The following is a 17,516-nucleotide window of genomic DNA, read 5'->3' as shown; positions in this document are numbered from 1 at the left end:
CTCATGACCCCTACCGCTGTCATCGACCTTGGCCGCCAAGCCATCGAAGTCACACTGATGATCTCGGCGCCGCTATTCCTCGCCGCGCTGATCACCGGCCTGATCATCAGCATCTTCCAGGCCGCCACCCAGATCAACGAGATGACGCTCTCCTTCGTCCCCAAACTGATCGCCATCTTCATCACCATGGTCCTGGCCGGCCCCTGGATGTTGACGCTGATGACTGACTTCATGCGCCGGCTGTTCGAATCCATCCCGGTCATGATTGGCTGAACGGCAGACATCCGATCATGCTCAACGTCACCTCGGCACAACTGGACGCCTGGCTGGCCGCGCTGATGTTTCCGCTGGCCCGCCTGCTCGGTCTGTTCGCTACCGCCCCCATCTTTTCCAATCGCGGCGTGTCGGTCCGCGTACGTCTGGCCATCGGCCTGGGCATTGCCCTCGCCCTGCTGCCGGTGATGCCGCCAATGCCCGACGTTGCCCCGGGCGGCGGCATCGGATTGATGATCATGGTGCAGCAGATGTTCATCGGCATTGCCATCGGCTTCATGGTGCGGCTGGTGTTCGCCGCGGTCGATATGGCCGGTTCGCTGATCGGCATGCAGATGGGCCTGTCCTTCGCCATCTTCTTCGACCCCGATGCCGGCGGTCAGACGGCGGTGCTGTCCGACTTCCTCAGCCTCGTCGCCACATTGCTCTTTCTGGCCATCAACGGCCACCTGATCCTGATCGACCTGTTGATCCGCAGCTTCGACTGGCTACCGGTCAGCACCACGCCCATTACCGCCAATGGCTGGGGCTACATTGCCCGCGCCGGTGCGACCGTATTCGCCACCGGCCTGCTGATCTCGCTGCCGGTCATCGCGGTCCTGCTGGTCGCCAACATCGCCATGGGCATCCTCACCCGCGCTGCACCGCAGTTGAACCTGTTCGCAGTGGGCTTCCCGATCACGCTTGCCATGGGCTTCTTCGCCATCGTGCTGATCATGACCAACTTCGGACCCGTCGTACAAAGCCTGTTCGAGCGCGGTTTCGATACGGTACCAGTGATGCTGGAAGCGCTGGCGCCGGTGGCCCCTCCACGCTGAGGCCTCACATCATGCGAACGCTGACTTATCCCTTCCCCCAGACCAACCAGACAGGCGTGCGTCTGCTGGCCATGGTCATGTCGGCCAGTCTGCTGACAGCTTGCGCTTCGCTCCCGTCGCCCCAGAATGAAGAAGCCCGGCGCCAGGCCGAACTGGCCGAGCAAGCCCGCCAGGCGGCACGTCCCTCATCGCTGTGCGCGGCAGACCCCGGCTCACCCTTTGCACTGCGCAAGAAAGTGCTGGTACTCGGCCTGCCCGTCAGCCGCCCACTTCAGGCAGCGGATCTGCCGGGGCTCTCCTCCACGTGGTCTCGCGAGTTGCAGCGCCGCCTGCGGACAAGCGACCGATTCCTGCTCCGCGACGGCAGTTCGCTGGCACTGAATCCGGCAGAGGATACACACCAGCAAATACGGACGCTGGCACGTCAGTTTGACGTGCAGTTCATCGTCGCCGGCGAAGTCAACGATCTCAGCGTTCAACGCGGCCGCATCGATCTTGGCCCGTTCAAGCCCATTCCCCAACCCTTTGCCGATCGTCGCACCTTGTCGGCAGTACTCGATATTTACGACGGATTCTCCGGCACCCTGATCAGGCAGCTCACCCATCACGATGCGATCAAGGGTCGGGTGGACGGCAACACACTGGCTTCAAATCCTGAATCACCGCTCGGTGCCGGCATCGACACGCTGATCAGCCGCCAGTTTGACGACGTAGTGGACGAACTCGCCTGCCTGCCGATGCAGGCAAGGCTGCTGCCTGCCGCGCCCGGCAAACTGCAGATCAACGCCGGTTCAAGCAGCAATGTCGAGCCGGGGCAACGACTACGTGTATTCCTGCACGAACCCACACCGGTTGTGACTGGTTCGCCCCCCACCTGGCAGGAGCGACCGCTTGGCGAATTCGTCGTCAGTCACGTCTATCCCGAGCACGCCATCGGCCAGATCGACTTCCCGATCCAGCCCGAACTACGCGCAAGCGCCTACGTCCGCGCGTGGTAAACGCCCATCGCACGTCCACCACACTCATCACAAACAAGACCACACCAGAGGAGGCGCCATGCCCGGCCTGAAACGCTTCAACCCCACCGCTTTCCTGAACTGGGTCGCAGCCAGCATCCTGTTCTGCCTGCTCACCTCTTGGGCACACGCGGACATGCTTGTCAGCCCCGTGCGCCTGCTGCTGCAACAACCCGGAGAGACCGCAAATTTCATCCTGCGCAATCCCAGCAACGGCTCGCGCACCTATCGACTGGAGTGGATCGAGCAGACCCAGACGCGGGACGGCGTTGGCGAACGCATTGCGGACGGCGCCCCGGTGCCGCACCCCCCTGCCAGCCCGCACCTGCGCTTCACCCCCCGTCAGGTCACGGTCGAACCCAACACCAGCCAGACGGTGCGCATCAATTTCCGCCCCGAAGGCAATCTCGCCCCTGGCGAGTACCGCTCGCACCTGCTGTTCCGGGTCGTTCCCGAAGTCTCCGAGCCCGTGTCCAGGTCGGAAATCGGCAATGCGGATGACAAGGTCCGGCTGCAACTCGACATGCAGATGTCGATCGCGGTTCCCGTCGTGGTGCGCTATCAGATGGACACCCCACCCGAGGTCCAGATCACCCAGGTCACCCCGATTCCGGCAACAGGCAACGAACAGAATGCGCGCCTGGCCGTCACCCTGAAGCACAAGGGCAACACCAGCAGCTTCGGGCGCGTCACCGTCGACCTGCAAACCTCGATGACCACCCCAGTGGAAAGGATCGGCCTGCAGGAGAGCATCAGCGTGTTCCCGGATGTGGGCGAGCGCCATCTGGTCCTGATCCTGCGCGACCGCAGCTTCCCCTCCGGCGCGCTGATCCGGGTGGCCTACGAGGGCACCGATGAATATCGCGGCAAGCTCTGGCATGAGCAGGTCCTGCAGGTTCGCTGAGCCGTTCCCTTAAACCGATCGTCCTAGTGCAAAGAGGCTCCACCATGTCGACTGCAATGACCGAACGTTACCTGTCCCTGCTCAAGAAGAGCCTGCTCAATGAACTTTACCTGGAGAACGAGGCCCGCATCCTCGGGCTGTTGATGCAGTTACTGTTCCCACGCCAGACCACGCTGGATGAGATGGCACGTGAATTTCTGAACGCCCGCCACGGTGAGCTGTACGCAAGAGTGCAGGAAATGCGCCGGGGTGGTGGCTGGATACAGATTCGAACCAACACCGCCGATGGCACCTCTTCCGAACTGGTTGCAGCCAGAAACTTCGCCTTTGTCGCCCACTCCATGATTGGTCGTGCCCGCATGGACAACCTGCACGACTGCATGAATGCGGTCCTTGCCGACCGGATTCCCGGCGACTTCATCGAGACCGGCGTCTGGAAGGGCGGCAGCACGATCTTCATGCGGGGTTTCCTGCAGGCGCACAACATCCATGACCGCAAGGTCTGGGTCGCCGACTCTTTCGAGGGCCTGCCCAAGCCCTCCTTGCCAGAAGATGAAAACTGGGATCTGTCCGCCGATGTCATGCCCTATCTTGCCGTGAGTGAGGAAGAAGTCAGGGAATTGTTCGAGCGCTACGAGTTGCTGGACGAGCAGGTCATGTTCCTCAAGGGCTGGTTCAAGGACACCCTGCCGACAGCCGATATCGACAAGCTTGCCGTATTGCGCCTGGATGGCGACCTGTACGAATCGACGATGGATGCCCTCAATGCCCTGTATCACAAGCTCTCGCCGGGCGGATTCGTCATTGTGGATGACTACAACGCACTTCCGCAGTGCGAACAGGCCATCACCGACTTCCGCCGCCACCACGGCATCCAGGACGAGCTGGTGCGCATCGACGAAATGTCTGTTTTCTGGCGTAAACGCTGAACTTGCAAGAAATTCATCGCCGCCCGTAAATAAGGCTAAAGTTTGTTGTAGCGACGCCGTTCACCTGCATACCAAGGGTCTTCCTTATTGCCCAGAAGTGTTTCCCGGCCCCTTCCGACCACAGGAACCGGGGATGAGCGAGAAGGCAGGTAAGCCTGATGGTAACGGCATCGGGGTTGGTCAAGATTGTTTTACGCCGGCCGTTGTTAGCAGTACCACTTGACTAAATCAGGAGATTCACATGAGTTCCAACATCCTTCCCAAGGCTGCGGCTGCCGTCGCCATCCTCGGTGTGGCGGGTGGTGTTTCTGCCCAGACCACGTTCGACGTCACTGCCACGGTGCAAAACACCCTGACCGTGACCAAGGTTCAGGATCTGAACCTTGGTACCCTTTTCGCGACTGCGGCTGCAGCATCCGCATACAAGTATGTCGATCTGGCACCTGCCGGCACCTACGGCACGGTCCAGGGCTCGGGCGCGACCACCCTCACGCTGCTGACGCTAGGTGGCCAGCAGGCAGCCCGTGGTAGCGTCGCCGTCGGCGGCACGACCCCGGTGAAGATCACGCTGCCCACCGCAACATTTGCTTCTCTCGAAGCAACTGGCACCATTGCAGGCAGTGTTGCCCAGCTTCTCGCCGAGCAGGGTTCGTCCAACGCGGTGGAAGTGCGCCTCGGCGACCCCCTGGCAGCTCGCTTCTACCTGGGTAACTTCCGTGCCGGTGCAGCAAGTGGTGGCTCGACCAGCGGCAACTGCAGCTCAAGCAACGTATGCACCATCACCCCGGCCTTCGGTCAGACCAGCATCTCGTTCGGTATCGGCGCGACCCTGGTTACCGACGTTGCCGGTGGCTCGCGGATTGCGTACGAAGACGCCACCTACACCGGCAGCTTCGAAGTCACTGCAGCTTACTAAGTTCGCGTTTCGCCAGCTTCAAGCTCAGCAGGCAGGGGACAATCCCCTGCCTGTTTTTTTTCCAGACGGTATTATCACTCCTACTGTCAAACACCACGGGCTTCCATGCTTCGGATACTCAGCGCCCATTACACCCGCTCAGCACTAGCAAGCCTGCTGGCCGCTGTGTGCTTGTATCCGCACCTGTTGCTTGCAGCGCCGGCCATCGAAACGGTGACTCCCCTGAATTTCGGCCTGTTTGCAATTCGTCACAACGCCACCGTATCTGCACTCCGCTTGTCCCCTGCGGGAGGACTGACAAGCTCCGGCGAGATGATCGCGATTTCGGGCGCAGCGCGAGGCGAGTATCGCCTCAGCGGCTTCCCCCCCGGCGTGATCCTGCGCTTCGAGATCGATGACGCCCAACTCAGCGAGGGCGGCTTTGGCCTGCCGGAATTTTTTCGGGTGACCGCATGGGAACACCCGGAGACGCTGGTCAGCAACCTGACTGGAGAAGCCGAGCTAAAACTCGGCGCACGCCTGCAAAGTAGCGGCAGTGGAACACCCTATGGCGATGCGCCTTACACGGGTGGTGCGCAATTGCGTGTTTCGTACTGGTCGGAAAGTGAAGGCGGATTCCTGACCTTCATCGAGCAACTGGATGTCTCAGCGCAAGTGCAATCTACCCTGACCCTGACCGAAGAGCAGGCGCTCTCGTTCGGTACGGTTGCGGCCTTCCCCACGGCGGGCGGCACCGCTCGCCTCACGCTCAGCCCCAATGGCAGCCTGAGCAGCGTCAGCACCGGCGGCGCACGCCTGCTGGCGCTCACCGGTGCCCAGGCTGGCAAGTTTCAGCTCAGTAGTGCGGCGCCCAATACGTCGATCAACATCAACGTACAGACAGGCAGCATCTTCATGACCCATACCACGCTCGGCCTGGCCAGCGCGCGCTTCGTGGTCAAGGACTTCACCACCTTTCCCGCCTCACCGGCACAGACCAATGCACTGGGTGCGCTGTCGATCTCGGTCGGCGCCAGCCTCGAAACCGAAACCACCAGCCAAGGCTATGCGGATGGAGAATACCGGGGCAGCTATACCCTGACCGTCAGCTACTGAAGGGTAAAGCGGGCTGCCAAAACGACTGGCAACCCGGTTCGAGAATCGCGCTCCAAGGAAGCTCAGCGGACAAAATGCATGGCTGCCAGGTCGCGCATTTCGGCCTCGCTGCGCGGACTCTTGCTGGCCACTGCCCAAAGGTCGAAGGCAGCCGGCCGGCTGATCGTGGCAACAATCTTGAACCCGGCGCCATACAGGGTTCCGCTCAGTACATCTTCGGTAAATCCGCAGCGGTGGGCCATGAACAGATTGCCCTGTGCCATCGAGGAACGCAGCCCATAGAGCATGTCGAGCGGCGTGATGGGCCCCGCAGGCGACACATAAGCGGCTTCGATGAGCTTGTTCTCGGCGACCAGTGCGCAGACCGAACGCAGGTCCGGGCAGGTGATCACGGCGATGCCGTCCGGTTTCAATACCCGCATGAACTCGGCCAGCGCGACGGGCACCTCGTGCGCATAGAGATGCTCGATGTTATGACTGGAAAAGACCGCGTCCACGGACTCACTGGGCACCGCCGACATATCGGTCATGGTGCCGACAATATCTGGCGAGACCGATTCATCGATATCCAGACGCAGTTCAACCCATTCGTCGGTGTTGAAGCCCCGGGTCGTACCCGCCTTGCGTTGGGGCCCGCAGCCCACATGCAGGAATGTCTTGGTATTGCTCATCATGTCTCCCGTCCGGCGTCAGCCGTCCATATCAAGTTCAGGTCCACCCATTACCGCCAAACGAGGGCTCAACGCTTGCCAACGGCATCGCGTTGCGACCACATGCTCCACAATGCTGCTTCGAGTTGGCGGGCAAAGCGCGGTGCATCGCACAGTGCCGAGGCGCTCACCCGCGCCCGCAAACCCGCGCGCAGTTCCGCCAGATGTCCAGGGTCCGAAACCACTTCCACCGCCTTGGCGACGTAGTCATCGGCGGTCTCGCAGACCCATTCGGGCAAGCCGGCTGCCGACATCAGACTGGCACCCTGACGGGCAATCAGCGAGTCGCCCACGACGGTGAGGGTCGGCACCCCCATCCACAGCGCCTCACAGGTCGTCGTGCCGCCGGTGTAGGGAAAGGTGTCCAATACCACGTCTACTTCGGCATACGCAGCCAGATAGTCCTCCCGGCTCAGGCCGCCATACAGATCGACATTCGCAAGGTCCAGGCCACAGGCCTGCATCCGCTGCATCAGACGCTGACGGCTCTCCGGTTCGTCAAGTTGACGGCTCTGGACACGCAAGCGGGACTGCGGCACGGCCACCAGCACCCTCGCCCACAGGCTCAGCACGGCATCATTGAGCTTGGACAGGTTCTGGAAACAGCCGAATGTCGGCCGTCCACGTTGCAGCAGTGGAGGCGGCACAACATCGGGGGCCTGCGGCGGCGGGGTGAAGCACAAACGGGTATCAGGCAGGTAATGAATACGCTCGACAAACTGGCCTGCCTGCTGAGGCGGAACACTGATCGCATCGGCCAGGAACCAGTCGATTTCCGCTACCCCGGTTGTCGCAAAATAGCCCGGCCAGCTCAGTTGTACCGGTGCCGGGCGTGACGCGAACACCGGCAGGCGGTTGTCCGCCGTGTGTCCGGACATGTCGATCAGCACATGAACGCCATCGGCATGGATCCGATCTGCTGCGGCCTGATCAGACAATCCCGCGATCGGTGTCCAGTGGTCGCATGCAGCCCTGATCTCCGCTGTCATTGCATCGGCCTCGAGCGTACTGGGGTAGGCAAAGACCTCCACACGGGATCGATCCAGCGCGCGCAACACCCCCAACGTGAAATAGGCCACCGGATGGGTACGCAGGTCACCGGACACCAGGCCGACCCGCAGGCGGACAGGCTGTTCCGGACAGATCCACTCCGAGTAACGGTGAGCGACATTGCGCGCAAGATTCTCGCCATACCGCAGGGCTTCGTTGAGTCGCATCTGCGGGGTCACGTTTTCGCATTCGTTCATCGCGCCCACCAGATTACTGTGGGCGTCGTAGAACCTTGGGTTCAGTGCCAACGCACGCCGGTAAGCACTTTGTGCCTCGATGAAACGTCCCTGGCGCTGCAATACGTTACCGAGGTTGCTGTAGATCTCCGCACTGTCGGCACGCAAGGACAGCGCGTTGCGAAAAGCCTCTTCCGCCCCCGTCAGATGGCCAGCCTGCTGAAGCACGACGCCCAGGTTGTTGTGCCCCTCGACAAAGTCCGGTGCAAGCTCGACAAGGTAGCGGAATACTGCCACCGCATCGCCCAGTCGCCGCTGCCGCAGGATCAGACGGCCAATCTGGTTGATCAACGCCGGATTACCCGGTTCCAGCGCCAACTCCTGCTTGAAGCTTTGTTCGGCATCGGCAAACTGCCCCCGGCGCGCCAGGATCTCGCCCAAGGCGCCATTGACCCTCGGCAACTGGGGCTGCAGTGACAACGCCTGGCGCAGGACGGCTTCTGCCTCATCATCCCGTCCCTCACGCGACAACAGCACGCCGAGTGCGCCGTGCGCTGCGGCCAGTTGCGAATCGACGGCAAGTGCCCGTCTGAGCGCGTCTTCCGCTTCGGGCAGCTTGCCGCTTTCCTGTAGCAGGATGCCGAGATTCGCCCAGCCTTCGGCATCGTCAGGCTGCAGATCGAGCGCCCGGCGCAGGGCCTGCGCAGCCTCATCCGGACGCTGCAGATTCAGCAAGGCCAGCCCCTGTGCCTTCCAGCCAAACGCATAGCCCGGATGGGCCATCACCCAAGCACCGGCTTGCTCGAGCAAGGCCTGCATGTTGCCAGCCGAGAACAGCGCAATCAGCGCCTGATCATCGGCGGCAGTGGGGCCGCGCCCCTGAAGCGCGGTAACAAATTCGGAAGAGGACATCTGGGATTACTCCTTGATCTCGGAGAAGGTGAAATGCCGCCACATGCCCCACAGGACCTCTTCAAGGTGGCGGGCAAAGCGCGGGGTATCAAACAAAGCGGTACGCAACAGGCGTTCGCGCAGACCGCTTCGCAAGCTGGCAAGTTCGGCGGGCGCGGCCAGCAGGGCCACCGCACGTTCGACATAGGCATCGTGGGACTCAAGCACCCAGTCGCTCAAGCCGGCAGCCTGCATGATGCTCGCACCCTGCCGGGCAATCAGCGTGTCACCAGCCAGGGTCAGGGTCGGTACCCCCATCCACAAGGCTTCACAAGTGGTGGTGCCGCCGGTGAAGGGGAAGGTATCGAGGATGAGATCAACCTCAGCATGCGCAACCAGATAGTCACGACGGGACGACGAGGGATGCATTTCGACCCGTGACGGCTCGATCCCGCAAGCCAGCAAGCGATCATGAAGCTTTGCCTGGCCCGCGGGCTCGGACAACTGCAGCGCCTGGAATCGCAATGTCGCCTGGGGAACGGCATCGAGCACCCTGGCCCAGAGTCGCAATACCGCGTCGCTGACCTTGGTCAGATTCTGGAAACACCCGAGGACAGGGGCTCCTTTCCGCAGCATGGGTAAAGGCGCAACGGGCGGCGCATCGACGGGCGGCGTGAAGCACAAGCGGGTATCCGGCAGATACCAGATCCGCTCGGTGAAATAGCCTTGATGGGTTTCCGGCACGGTCACCCTGTCGGCAATGAACCAGTCCATCTCGGCAACACCGGTCGTTGCGAAATAGCCCGGCCAGCTGACCTGTACCGGCGCGGGCTTGCGCGCAAACACCTCAAGCCGGTTCAGGGCGGTATGACCCGACAGATCGATCAACACATGCACGCCATCATCGCGAATCCGGGCAGCGGCTGCATCGTCATCCAGTTCATTCAAAGGGTGCCAGGCCGAGAAACTGGCCTTCAGCTGCTCGGTCAGGACATCGCTGCGATCCCCGGTCGGATACGCAATCAGCTCCAGCCGGCTGCGATCGAGCGCCGGCAGGATACCCTCGAGAAAGTAGCCCACCGGGTGCTGGCACAGATCGCCGGATACAAAGCCGACACGCAACCGTGCCGGCTCGGCCTGTACCCGCCAGTCCGCATGACGGCGCGCTTCCGGCACCGCAATGCGGCAACCGAAGGCTTTTGCCTCCTCGAGCAGCGTCTGCGGTGAGTCCTCTGCGACGTAGTTGAGCGTAAACAGAATGTTGCTATGCACGACCGCCCAGTCAGGCCGCAAAACCAGCGCTTGTCGGAAGCACGCCAGCGCCTCGATGAGGCGTCCCTGCTTGAGCAATGCACTACCAAGATTGCTGTGCAGTGCAGCCAGCTCCGGCTCAAGCGCGAGCGCATCACGGAAATGTTGCTCCGCTGCCTCATAGCGGTGTTGCACCTGCTGAATGAGCCCAAGGTTGCCATGCGCGCGGGCGTGATCGGGTTTCAAGGTGAGCACATAACGCAAGACCCGTTCGGCTTCGCCATGGCGTCGCTGCTCATAGAGCAAGGTTCCCAGCTTGAAATGTGCCTCCGGGTCATTAAGACTGAGCTCGCTGGCCATCTTCAGATGGGTCTCGGCCTCGGACAATCTGTTCTGTCGCCAGAACACCTCAGCCAGGCGCAGATTGATCTGGAAATTGCGCGGGATCCGCTGATCGCCATCCTGCAGGACCTGCAGGGCTTCGTCCAACTGCCCCTGCGCAAACAAGGCCGCGACCAGATTGACGATGGAGTCGGGATCTGCCGGATCCAGTGCAAGCGCCTGTCGCTGGCATTCTGCCGCCTGCGCATGGCGTCCGAGGTCGAACAGCACCAGTCCCAGATTGCCACGCGCCTCGACATCTTCAGGCAGGCGCTCGACCGCCTGCTCCATTGCGGCAAGCGCCTCATCCAGCCGCCCGAGCGTCCTCAAGGCCACACCCATCACTTTCCAGGCCAGACCATGTCCAGGCTGCCGTTGCGTCAGCGCTCGAGCATGGGCAACCAAAGCCTCGTGCTTGTCCGCCTTGAACAGTTCGACCAGCTGCTGGGTATCGTAATGGTCGTCCCGTTCGGACGGCGTCGCGTCCTGCAATGATTCGAGTACGGGTGGCTCGCAACCCGGGACCCTTGCGATCGAGCCCGCCTCGCGCCACATTCCCCACAGCGCATCCTCCAGCTGCCGGGTAAACCGCGGCGTATCGAACAGGGCACATTGCACGAGACGCGCCCGCATACCTGCACGCAGATGTGCGAGCGCAATGTGATCGGCAGCAAGACGGACCGCTCGGGCGACATAGTCATCCGGGTTGTCAGCCACCCACGCACTCAATCCTGCGGCCTGCATGATGCTCGCCCCCTGCCGTGCGATCAGTGTCTCACCGCGCAAGGTCAGCGTCGGCACCCCCATCCATAACGCTTCGCAGCTGGTCGTACCGCCGGTATAAGGGAAGGTGTCGAGGATGAAATCGACTTCGGCATGCGCGGCCAGATATGCGAGGCGCGAGGTGGCAGGGTGAAGACTGACCCGGTCCAGATCAATCCCGCAGGACGACAGACGAACCCGGATACGCTCGACACCCTCGGCCTCCCGCAGTTGGTGCGACTGCAGGCGCAGGCGTGCCGCCGGTAGCGCCTGCAGCACCCGCGCCCAGAGTCGCAACACGTCGTCGGTCACCTTGTTCAGGTTCTGGAAACACCCCAGCGTCGGCCCAGGCCGGCTGGACATGGGCAGGGGGGAAACCGCCGGGGCATCGATCGGCGGGGTAAAGCACAAACGAGTCTCCGGCAAGTACCAGACCTGCTCCACAAAATAGCGTCGTGACTCGGACGGGACAGTGACCTCATCAGCGAGGAACCAGTCGATCTCCGCAACCCCTGTCGTTGCAAAGTAGCCTGGCCAACTCAGTTGTACAGGCGCAGGCCGACGGGCAAACACCCCCAGACGTTGATGGGCGGTATGACCCGACAGATCGATCAGCAGATGCACGCCGTAGGCGTGAATCTGCGCCGCAGCCTCATCGTCACTCAGACGGGTGATGGGACACCAGGCAGCAAAGCTCGCGCGCAACTGCTCCGTCAACAGGTCAGACGTATCGACGGTAGGAAAGGCGATGAGCTCGAAACGATCGCGATCCAGCAACGGGAGAATCCCTTCCAGGAAGAATCCGACCGGATGCTGCCGCAAGTCGCCAGATACGAAACCTACACGGAGTCGCGCGGGCTGTGCAGTACAAAGCCAGGCCGCGTAGCGCTGTCGCACCTGCGTGGCAAGACGCTCGCCGTAGGCGCTCGCGATCGTCAGCGCCTCGACCGAATATGCGCCACTGGCGTAATTCAGCGCAAACAACAAGCTGCTATGTGCAGTCAGACGGTTCGGTGCCAGCTCGATTGCCCGCGAGTAGGCCTCCACGGCCCGCCCTGGCTGCCCACTGGCCAGCGCCAGATTGGCAAGGCCTTCGAACGCTGCAGGCAGCGCCGGATCCAGTGCCAGCGCCCGATTAAAGCCCGACTCCGCCTCGGTGAGCCTGCCCAGCTCGCGATGGACATCTGCCAGTTGGGCAATACACTCGGCAAAATCGGGTTTGATTTCAAGCGCCTTCCGATAGCAGACCTCCGCCTCCGGCATTCTGCCTTGCACGGCAAACAGCAAACCCAGGTTGCTATGCAGAAGTGCATCACCGGAATGGGCCTGGAGCAGGCTGCGCAAGCAGGTTTCAGCTTCGGCATGGCGCCCCTGGTCACGCAGGGCAACAGCCAGATTGCGTTGCGCACCGGCGAAACCAGGCTGCAGGATCAGCGCACGGCGAAAACACGCCTCTGCCTCCGGAAAACGACGGCCGGCCTGCAACACGGCACCAAGATTGTTGTGTGCCTCGGCATCATCCGGACTGAGCTCCGTACAGCGCCGCAGCGCCTCCGCAGCCTCATCATGCCGCTCCAGCGCGTGCAGTGCCAGGCCCAGCGCCTTCCAGCCAGTGGCAAAACCCGGATAGCACTCGGTCAATGTGCGAGCATGGGCCTCAAGCGCTCCATGCTGTCCGGCGTTGAACAACTCGACCAGGCGCTGGGTCTCTTCTGCAGTGGGCCACTGTGGGGTGGGCGATTGCAACTGCTGCAAGCGATCGGCCCTGGGCGCCAGGGCTGAGGCATCGACACCGCGCACCCGTGCCTCAGCCAGCACGGCTGCCGCACGCACGACATCACCGAAATGCAGCAAGGCGTCCAGATAGCTCAGACCATACTGCACCACCTGTCGATCGCCGTCGAAAGCCGCACTCAACAATGCAAGCCCCTCTTCCCGCAGCCCCTTGCCAAGCAGCAGCAAACCCAGGTTATGACTGGCACCTGGATGACCGGGCCAACTGGACAGCAAGTCGCGATAAGCGCTCTCGGCCTCGGCCAGGCGCCCTGCCTGGTGATGCGAGACAGCCTGGCGAAAGGACTCGACCATCGCACTGGAAGCAGAAATCGTTGCCATCATGGTTTGAGTGCTTTCACAAGAATGTCAGGGGACGACCTCTCCGCGGCGGACGCCGGAACGGACTGGCCGCCATCTTGCCTGCGGAAGAAGAGGAGCATGAGCGTCATTCGCGTCAAACGCCTTCAATTACCACGAAAATAAAAACAGACATTGCGCAGACGGGGATCAACAGGCCCCTGGGACCCACCACTGCAGAGGGAGGCAATCTGCTCCCGGTTCATCGCGGGCCGCGGCAAAGCGGGTTGAACAGGAGTCGGGGCGAACACCTGCGGCACTGGCTCTGCAGCGGCAGGCGCCGCCGGCGCTGGCTGGGCAAGGGTTACACGGGGCGACGAGGCAGGCACTTGGGCAGGCACCGCGGGGGCCATCTCGGGTAGAGAGGCTGGCGACGGTGCCAATACTGGCTGATGCACGGCAACGGATGGTGCAGGCTGACGGGCTTGCGGCATTGGTGCCGCCTGCATTGGGGGCGCTGCAGGCGTCGCAAGTCGTGGCGCTGCCTCCACCGGGAGGGTGACGGGCACCTCCGGTGCAAAACTGATCGAGCTGCCAGCCCCGGGATCGAAGGACACCGAGGCCGCAGGCAACCCACCCGGCGGCACGATTGCACGCCGTGGGTCCACCGCGCTGACAACGCTGGCCTTCTGCTCGTCGACTTTCTCGTACATCGAACTCTTGCCGATCAGGAAGCCGACCAGGCTACCAATCACAGGACCGACCGGGTGTGCCGTCAAGGCCCCCCCCACGATGCTGCCAACCAGCGAGCCCACACGACGCCGATCAGAAAGATAGTCCTGCATGTAGACCGAGGCACCATCCAGCACCCCCTCTTCGTTGGCCTGACTGGCACAGGCCGGCGACACCGCCAGCACCACGATACCGACGGCAAGCGACAGGCTTGCGCATTGATGCTGTGTGTTCCCGAATCGGAGTTCCATGGTTTTCTCCTCACAGCACCTTGGGATCGATGCTGATGCAAGCGCCGCCACGCACCTTGATGGTCCGGCAAGCCGACTCTGCAGAGCCCGATCCGGGCGACAGCACGATGCGGTGCAGAATGCCGCGCTCTGTCGAATCGCTTGCCAGAATGGTCGCCTGATTCGCTTGCAGGACACCACGACCGACCAGACGATTGAGCTCGGTCTGGGCGTTCTCCGCGCTACTGAATGCACCAAGCTGAACCAGACGGCCATCGCTACCCGCACGCGGCGCGGCAGGCTGAGTCGGGACCCGGACAGGCTCCTGGACGGCAGGCCTGACGCTGGCCTGAGGTGACGGCAAGGGTGGAACCACTGCCACTGGCGGCACTGGCGGGGCCGAAACAGGCTGTATCGAGGCGGCCGGCGGAGCCGCACTGGCCACATCACGCACGAGCAGGTCCACCCCCCGGAGGTCCGACCGCGTCTCACTGAGGGATACACGTTTTGCCTCTACCTGCGTGCGCCGCGTACCGCCGAGCGTCACCGTATAGTTGCCGAACGGGACGCCTTCAAACACGAAGAAGCCGTCGTGGGCACTGGCCTTGAATGCCACGACCTGCCCTTGTGGATCCAGTAACTCCACCAGGGCACCTGCCATCGGCGCGCGTCCACCGTTGCGCTGAGACAGGACACGCCCCTCGATTTCGCCGGTGAGCATGATCGGGAAGTCGACCAGGGTCGTCGTCGTCGCCCGGGCCTGCACCGAGTTGCCCCCATGTGCCGCGACCATCGAGGTCGACGGCAAGGATGCCGGGTCGATCATGATGTCTGTGGGTCGATCCGCCGACAGCGCGGTCAGCTGTGCCACCCCTTCGGCATCCGTTGTAGCGGTTCTACCGGCCTGCGGCGCAAGCACCTTGACGCCTTGCAGGACTTGATCCCCGGACGAGAAAACGCCATTTCCATCCTTGTCCAGGAATACCCGAGCCATCACCGCCCCATTATTGGCGAGCGAGCGGCTGCTGAACATGACACCGGTGCGGTCGGGACGCGGCCCCATGGACAGGGTTGCATACAGGAAGCCGCTGTACTCCCCATCACTATCGTAGTTCAACCTTGGGCTGAGAATGACCTGCGGCATATGCCAGTTCAGACCGGCGGTGTAGCGCGTGATCTCGCGCAAAGGGTCGTAACTCAGGCCGAAGGTCATCGACATGTCACGCGCGACGCGCAGGTTGCTGTCGATGTAGTAGCGATTGAATTCGCTGACCGGGCTGATCGTGTAGTTCGCACCACCGCGCAAAGAGATCGGCCCCGACCGGCTGGTGAAGAAGACGTTGCCCGTCACCCGGTCTTCTTCCCGGAATCCACTGGAATCCTTGCCAAACTGTTCGTAGTTCAGGTTGCTGCCAAAGTGCACGCCTTTCAGATGGCTGGTGAACCCCGCGGTGTAGACGTTGTAGCTGTAGTCCGACGCTCGGTTGTGAAACGCCGAGAACCGGGTTGCGACAGGGCCGATCGGTCCGGTGATGGTCACACCCGTACGGCTGTTCAGATTCAGCTGCTCGGTGTCATTCTCATCTTCGGGGACGAAATTCAGATACTGGCTATGCACAAAGCGGGTGTCAAAGCCCCAGATATCCAGCCCGGCAGGGAGCTGCAACGACGCATCCCAACGGGTGCCGCCATAGGGGTCGCGTGTGGCATCGATCCCGAAGGTGCTCGGCCCCAGCCCCGCCCTCGCACCCAGGGTGTAATAGTTGAGCCGCTTGTCGTTGACCTCCACGCTGTTCCACGCGGCACGCAAGGACAAGCGCGACAGCACGCGGACATCCACCCCCGCCGCCATACGCAACGATCCGCGATTGCTGATCAGATCCTGCTGCTGATTCAGATAGTCGTCTTCCTGCGGGTCATAGAGTTGCTGCCCTTTTTGCGACACCGAAAACTGATATCTCACACTGCCAGGCTGGTCAGGTGTCAGGCCGCTGTAGCGCGTCACCTTCTCCCGCCGCTGCTCACCGTTCGGACCGTAAAACACCAGTTCGAAGTCGTTCTCGCCGGCAAGCGGCTCAATGTTCTCGAAACTGTAGCGGCCATTCAGCCCTACCGTCTGAAAGCCGATCCGCATGCCATTCTGGAACAGTTCGACATCCCAACCCTCAAGCGCATCACCGGCAATACGGATCTGGTCGCCATCGATGAGGTCGTCCCGGCCGGTCGCAGAACCCCCGCCTTGAATCAGCAGGCCCCGTTCAACACTGCCACCCACGACACCCGAAACCTGAGGCGGCAGGATGTCGCCGATCTCGACGTATCGCAGCCCCAAGGGCCCGTTCAGGTCGCTGCGTGAAAGGCTGGCCCGGAAATTCGTCAGCGCGTCGTTTTTGTCACCGCCAAGGTAGATTCTGGAATCCATGTAGGCAACATCGCCGGCCAATAGCGCGGAATAGGTCAGCCCGGTTGTGGGTTGATCACCCCGCTGATTGCGACGGATCGAATAGCCCACGCCAAGATCCAGCGCGTGAGGGCCCAACAGACGATAGTCATTGTTCACAGGCGGCAGGGTCGCAGGCCCGACCATGCTGATCTGGCCCGCCTCCCTGCGCCTTTGCTCACGGGCCTGAACCGGCAAGGATTCACGCGGCGCCACCGCAATGGAGAGGCTGCGCATCTGCAGTTCAAAATCAACCGGAAACCAGCGTGCCAGCGTTGTGATGGCGACGAAAATGGAATCGCCTTGAACAACGACCTCATCCGCAGAGTAAGAGAACCGTTTTCCATCGACTTCGACGGAAGACGTCGAAAGACTCAATTCAAACCGGCGCTGCGGATTGATGAAATAACCGCTTGCACGTCCAGCCGCCACATTGACGTCGATTGGGAACTCCAGCGCCCCCCCCATCTCCGCAAGGGAAACCAGCAGCGCGCCGTTGTGGTTGTATGCCGTAATGGATGTTGCCAGGCGCTGGCGTTCGAGCATGACGTCCAGCAGCAGCAGATCATCCTCACTGAACACGGCGGAATGCGCTGGCGTAGCAGTGAAGGAAGCACACGCCAGCGCGCAGCAAAGCGCCAGGCGCAAACGTGAAGAGATGCGTCCCTGGCCGCAGAATGCAGTCCCACGCCGATACAGTGAATTCATGTTGGTTCTCCTGGGCTGCTCCAGTGGATGGCAATCAAGACACCAGCGCAGACCCTTCCTCGCTTGAATGCATTGTGCTAGCGAGGGTGCAAATGCAAGGGGCAGAAAAAAGGTGGTTTACGACCCCAATTGATCGGCACACCAATCACGACGCACAGGCG

General features: G+C 62.0%; 12 protein-coding genes. 7 read left to right on the top strand and 5 right to left on the bottom strand.

What is annotated here, in order from left to right:
* Nucleotides 1-3: 3 nt before the first annotated feature.
* From fliQ to DNK49_RS08085, 7 genes are all read left to right on the top strand, one after another.
* On the top strand, nucleotides 4-273 hold the full coding sequence (gene fliQ, locus DNK49_RS08115) for a flagellar biosynthesis protein FliQ (protein WP_110523834.1): 270 nt from the start codon (nucleotides 4-6) through the stop codon (nucleotides 271-273).
* Nucleotides 274-290: 17 nt separating this feature from the next.
* Nucleotides 291-1,091 (top strand): flagellar biosynthetic protein FliR, encoded by an 801-nt coding sequence (gene fliR, locus DNK49_RS08110; RefSeq protein ID WP_110523833.1) that lies wholly within the window; start codon nucleotides 291-293, stop codon nucleotides 1,089-1,091.
* A gap of 11 nt (nucleotides 1,092-1,102) precedes the next feature.
* Nucleotides 1,103-2,089, top strand: coding sequence for a flagella assembly protein FlgT middle domain-containing protein (locus DNK49_RS08105; protein WP_110523832.1), 987 nt, complete (start codon nucleotides 1,103-1,105; stop codon nucleotides 2,087-2,089).
* A 58-nt stretch (nucleotides 2,090-2,147) separates the two neighbouring features.
* On the top strand, nucleotides 2,148-3,011 hold the full coding sequence (locus tag DNK49_RS08100; RefSeq protein WP_110523831.1) for a fimbrial biogenesis chaperone: 864 nt from the start codon (nucleotides 2,148-2,150) through the stop codon (nucleotides 3,009-3,011).
* Nucleotides 3,012-3,055: 44 nt separating this feature from the next.
* Nucleotides 3,056-3,940: a TylF/MycF/NovP-related O-methyltransferase gene (locus tag DNK49_RS08095; RefSeq protein ID WP_207806920.1), complete on the top strand. Its 885-nt coding sequence runs from the start codon at nucleotides 3,056-3,058 to the stop codon at nucleotides 3,938-3,940.
* Nucleotides 3,941-4,181: 241 nt separating this feature from the next.
* Nucleotides 4,182-4,856, top strand: a complete 675-nt coding sequence (locus DNK49_RS08090; protein ID WP_110523829.1) for a hypothetical protein — start codon at nucleotides 4,182-4,184, stop codon at nucleotides 4,854-4,856.
* Between the two features lie 105 nt (nucleotides 4,857-4,961).
* Nucleotides 4,962-5,951 carry a DUF4402 domain-containing protein gene (locus tag DNK49_RS08085; protein WP_110523828.1) on the top strand — a complete coding sequence of 330 codons (990 nt, stop codon included), beginning with the start codon at nucleotides 4,962-4,964 and terminating at the stop codon, nucleotides 5,949-5,951.
* Nucleotides 5,952-6,013: 62 nt separating this feature from the next.
* Here the strand turns inward: DNK49_RS08085 and DNK49_RS08080 are convergent, their stop codons facing one another.
* From DNK49_RS08080 to DNK49_RS08060, 5 genes are all read right to left on the bottom strand, one after another.
* A complete protein-coding gene (locus tag DNK49_RS08080; protein WP_207806919.1) occupies nucleotides 6,014-6,625 on the bottom strand; it encodes a class I SAM-dependent methyltransferase in 612 nt (203 codons plus the stop codon).
* Nucleotides 6,626-6,690: 65 nt separating this feature from the next.
* Complete coding sequence (locus DNK49_RS08075) at nucleotides 6,691-8,799, bottom strand: O-linked N-acetylglucosamine transferase, SPINDLY family protein (protein WP_110523826.1); 2,109 nt, start codon at nucleotides 8,797-8,799, stop codon at nucleotides 6,691-6,693.
* Between the two features lie 6 nt (nucleotides 8,800-8,805).
* Complete coding sequence (locus tag DNK49_RS08070) at nucleotides 8,806-13,290, bottom strand: O-linked N-acetylglucosamine transferase family protein (protein WP_110523825.1); 4,485 nt, start codon at nucleotides 13,288-13,290, stop codon at nucleotides 8,806-8,808.
* Between the two features lie 122 nt (nucleotides 13,291-13,412).
* A complete protein-coding gene (locus tag DNK49_RS08065; RefSeq protein WP_110523824.1) occupies nucleotides 13,413-14,228 on the bottom strand; it encodes a hypothetical protein in 816 nt (271 codons plus the stop codon).
* Nucleotides 14,229-14,238: 10 nt separating this feature from the next.
* Nucleotides 14,239-17,355: an SPOR domain-containing protein gene (locus DNK49_RS08060; RefSeq protein WP_110523823.1), complete on the bottom strand. Its 3,117-nt coding sequence runs from the start codon at nucleotides 17,353-17,355 to the stop codon at nucleotides 14,239-14,241.
* Nucleotides 17,356-17,516 lie beyond the last annotated feature (161 nt).

Source organism: Parazoarcus communis SWub3 = DSM 12120 (assembly GCF_003226565.1).
GTDB lineage: Bacteria > Pseudomonadota > Gammaproteobacteria > Burkholderiales > Rhodocyclaceae > Parazoarcus > Parazoarcus communis.
This window is presented reverse-complemented; position numbering and strand designations above follow the sequence as displayed.

Bases quoted from the DNA above. Each gene is read 5' to 3' on its own strand.
- DNK49_RS08060 (WP_110523823.1), bottom strand. From the start codon at position 17,355: ATGAATTCACTGTATCGGCGTGGGACTGCATTCTGCGGCCAGGGACGC.
- DNK49_RS08105 (WP_110523832.1), top strand. From the start codon at position 1,103: ATGCGAACGCTGACTTATCCCTTCCCCCAGACCAACCAGACAGGCGTG.
- DNK49_RS08100 (WP_110523831.1), top strand. From the start codon at position 2,148: ATGCCCGGCCTGAAACGCTTCAACCCCACCGCTTTCCTGAACTGGGTC.
- DNK49_RS08080 (WP_207806919.1), bottom strand. From the start codon at position 6,625: ATGATGAGCAATACCAAGACATTCCTGCATGTGGGCTGCGGGCCCCAA.
- DNK49_RS08075 (WP_110523826.1), bottom strand. From the start codon at position 8,799: ATGTCCTCTTCCGAATTTGTTACCGCGCTTCAGGGGCGCGGCCCCACT.
- DNK49_RS08095 (WP_207806920.1), top strand. From the start codon at position 3,056: ATGTCGACTGCAATGACCGAACGTTACCTGTCCCTGCTCAAGAAGAGC.
- fliQ (WP_110523834.1), top strand. From the start codon at position 4: ATGACCCCTACCGCTGTCATCGACCTTGGCCGCCAAGCCATCGAAGTC.
- DNK49_RS08065 (WP_110523824.1), bottom strand. From the start codon at position 14,228: ATGGAACTCCGATTCGGGAACACACAGCATCAATGCGCAAGCCTGTCG.
- DNK49_RS08085 (WP_110523828.1), top strand. From the start codon at position 4,962: ATGCTTCGGATACTCAGCGCCCATTACACCCGCTCAGCACTAGCAAGC.
- DNK49_RS08070 (WP_110523825.1), bottom strand. From the start codon at position 13,290: ATGATGGCAACGATTTCTGCTTCCAGTGCGATGGTCGAGTCCTTTCGC.
- fliR (WP_110523833.1), top strand. From the start codon at position 291: ATGCTCAACGTCACCTCGGCACAACTGGACGCCTGGCTGGCCGCGCTG.
- DNK49_RS08090 (WP_110523829.1), top strand. From the start codon at position 4,182: ATGAGTTCCAACATCCTTCCCAAGGCTGCGGCTGCCGTCGCCATCCTC.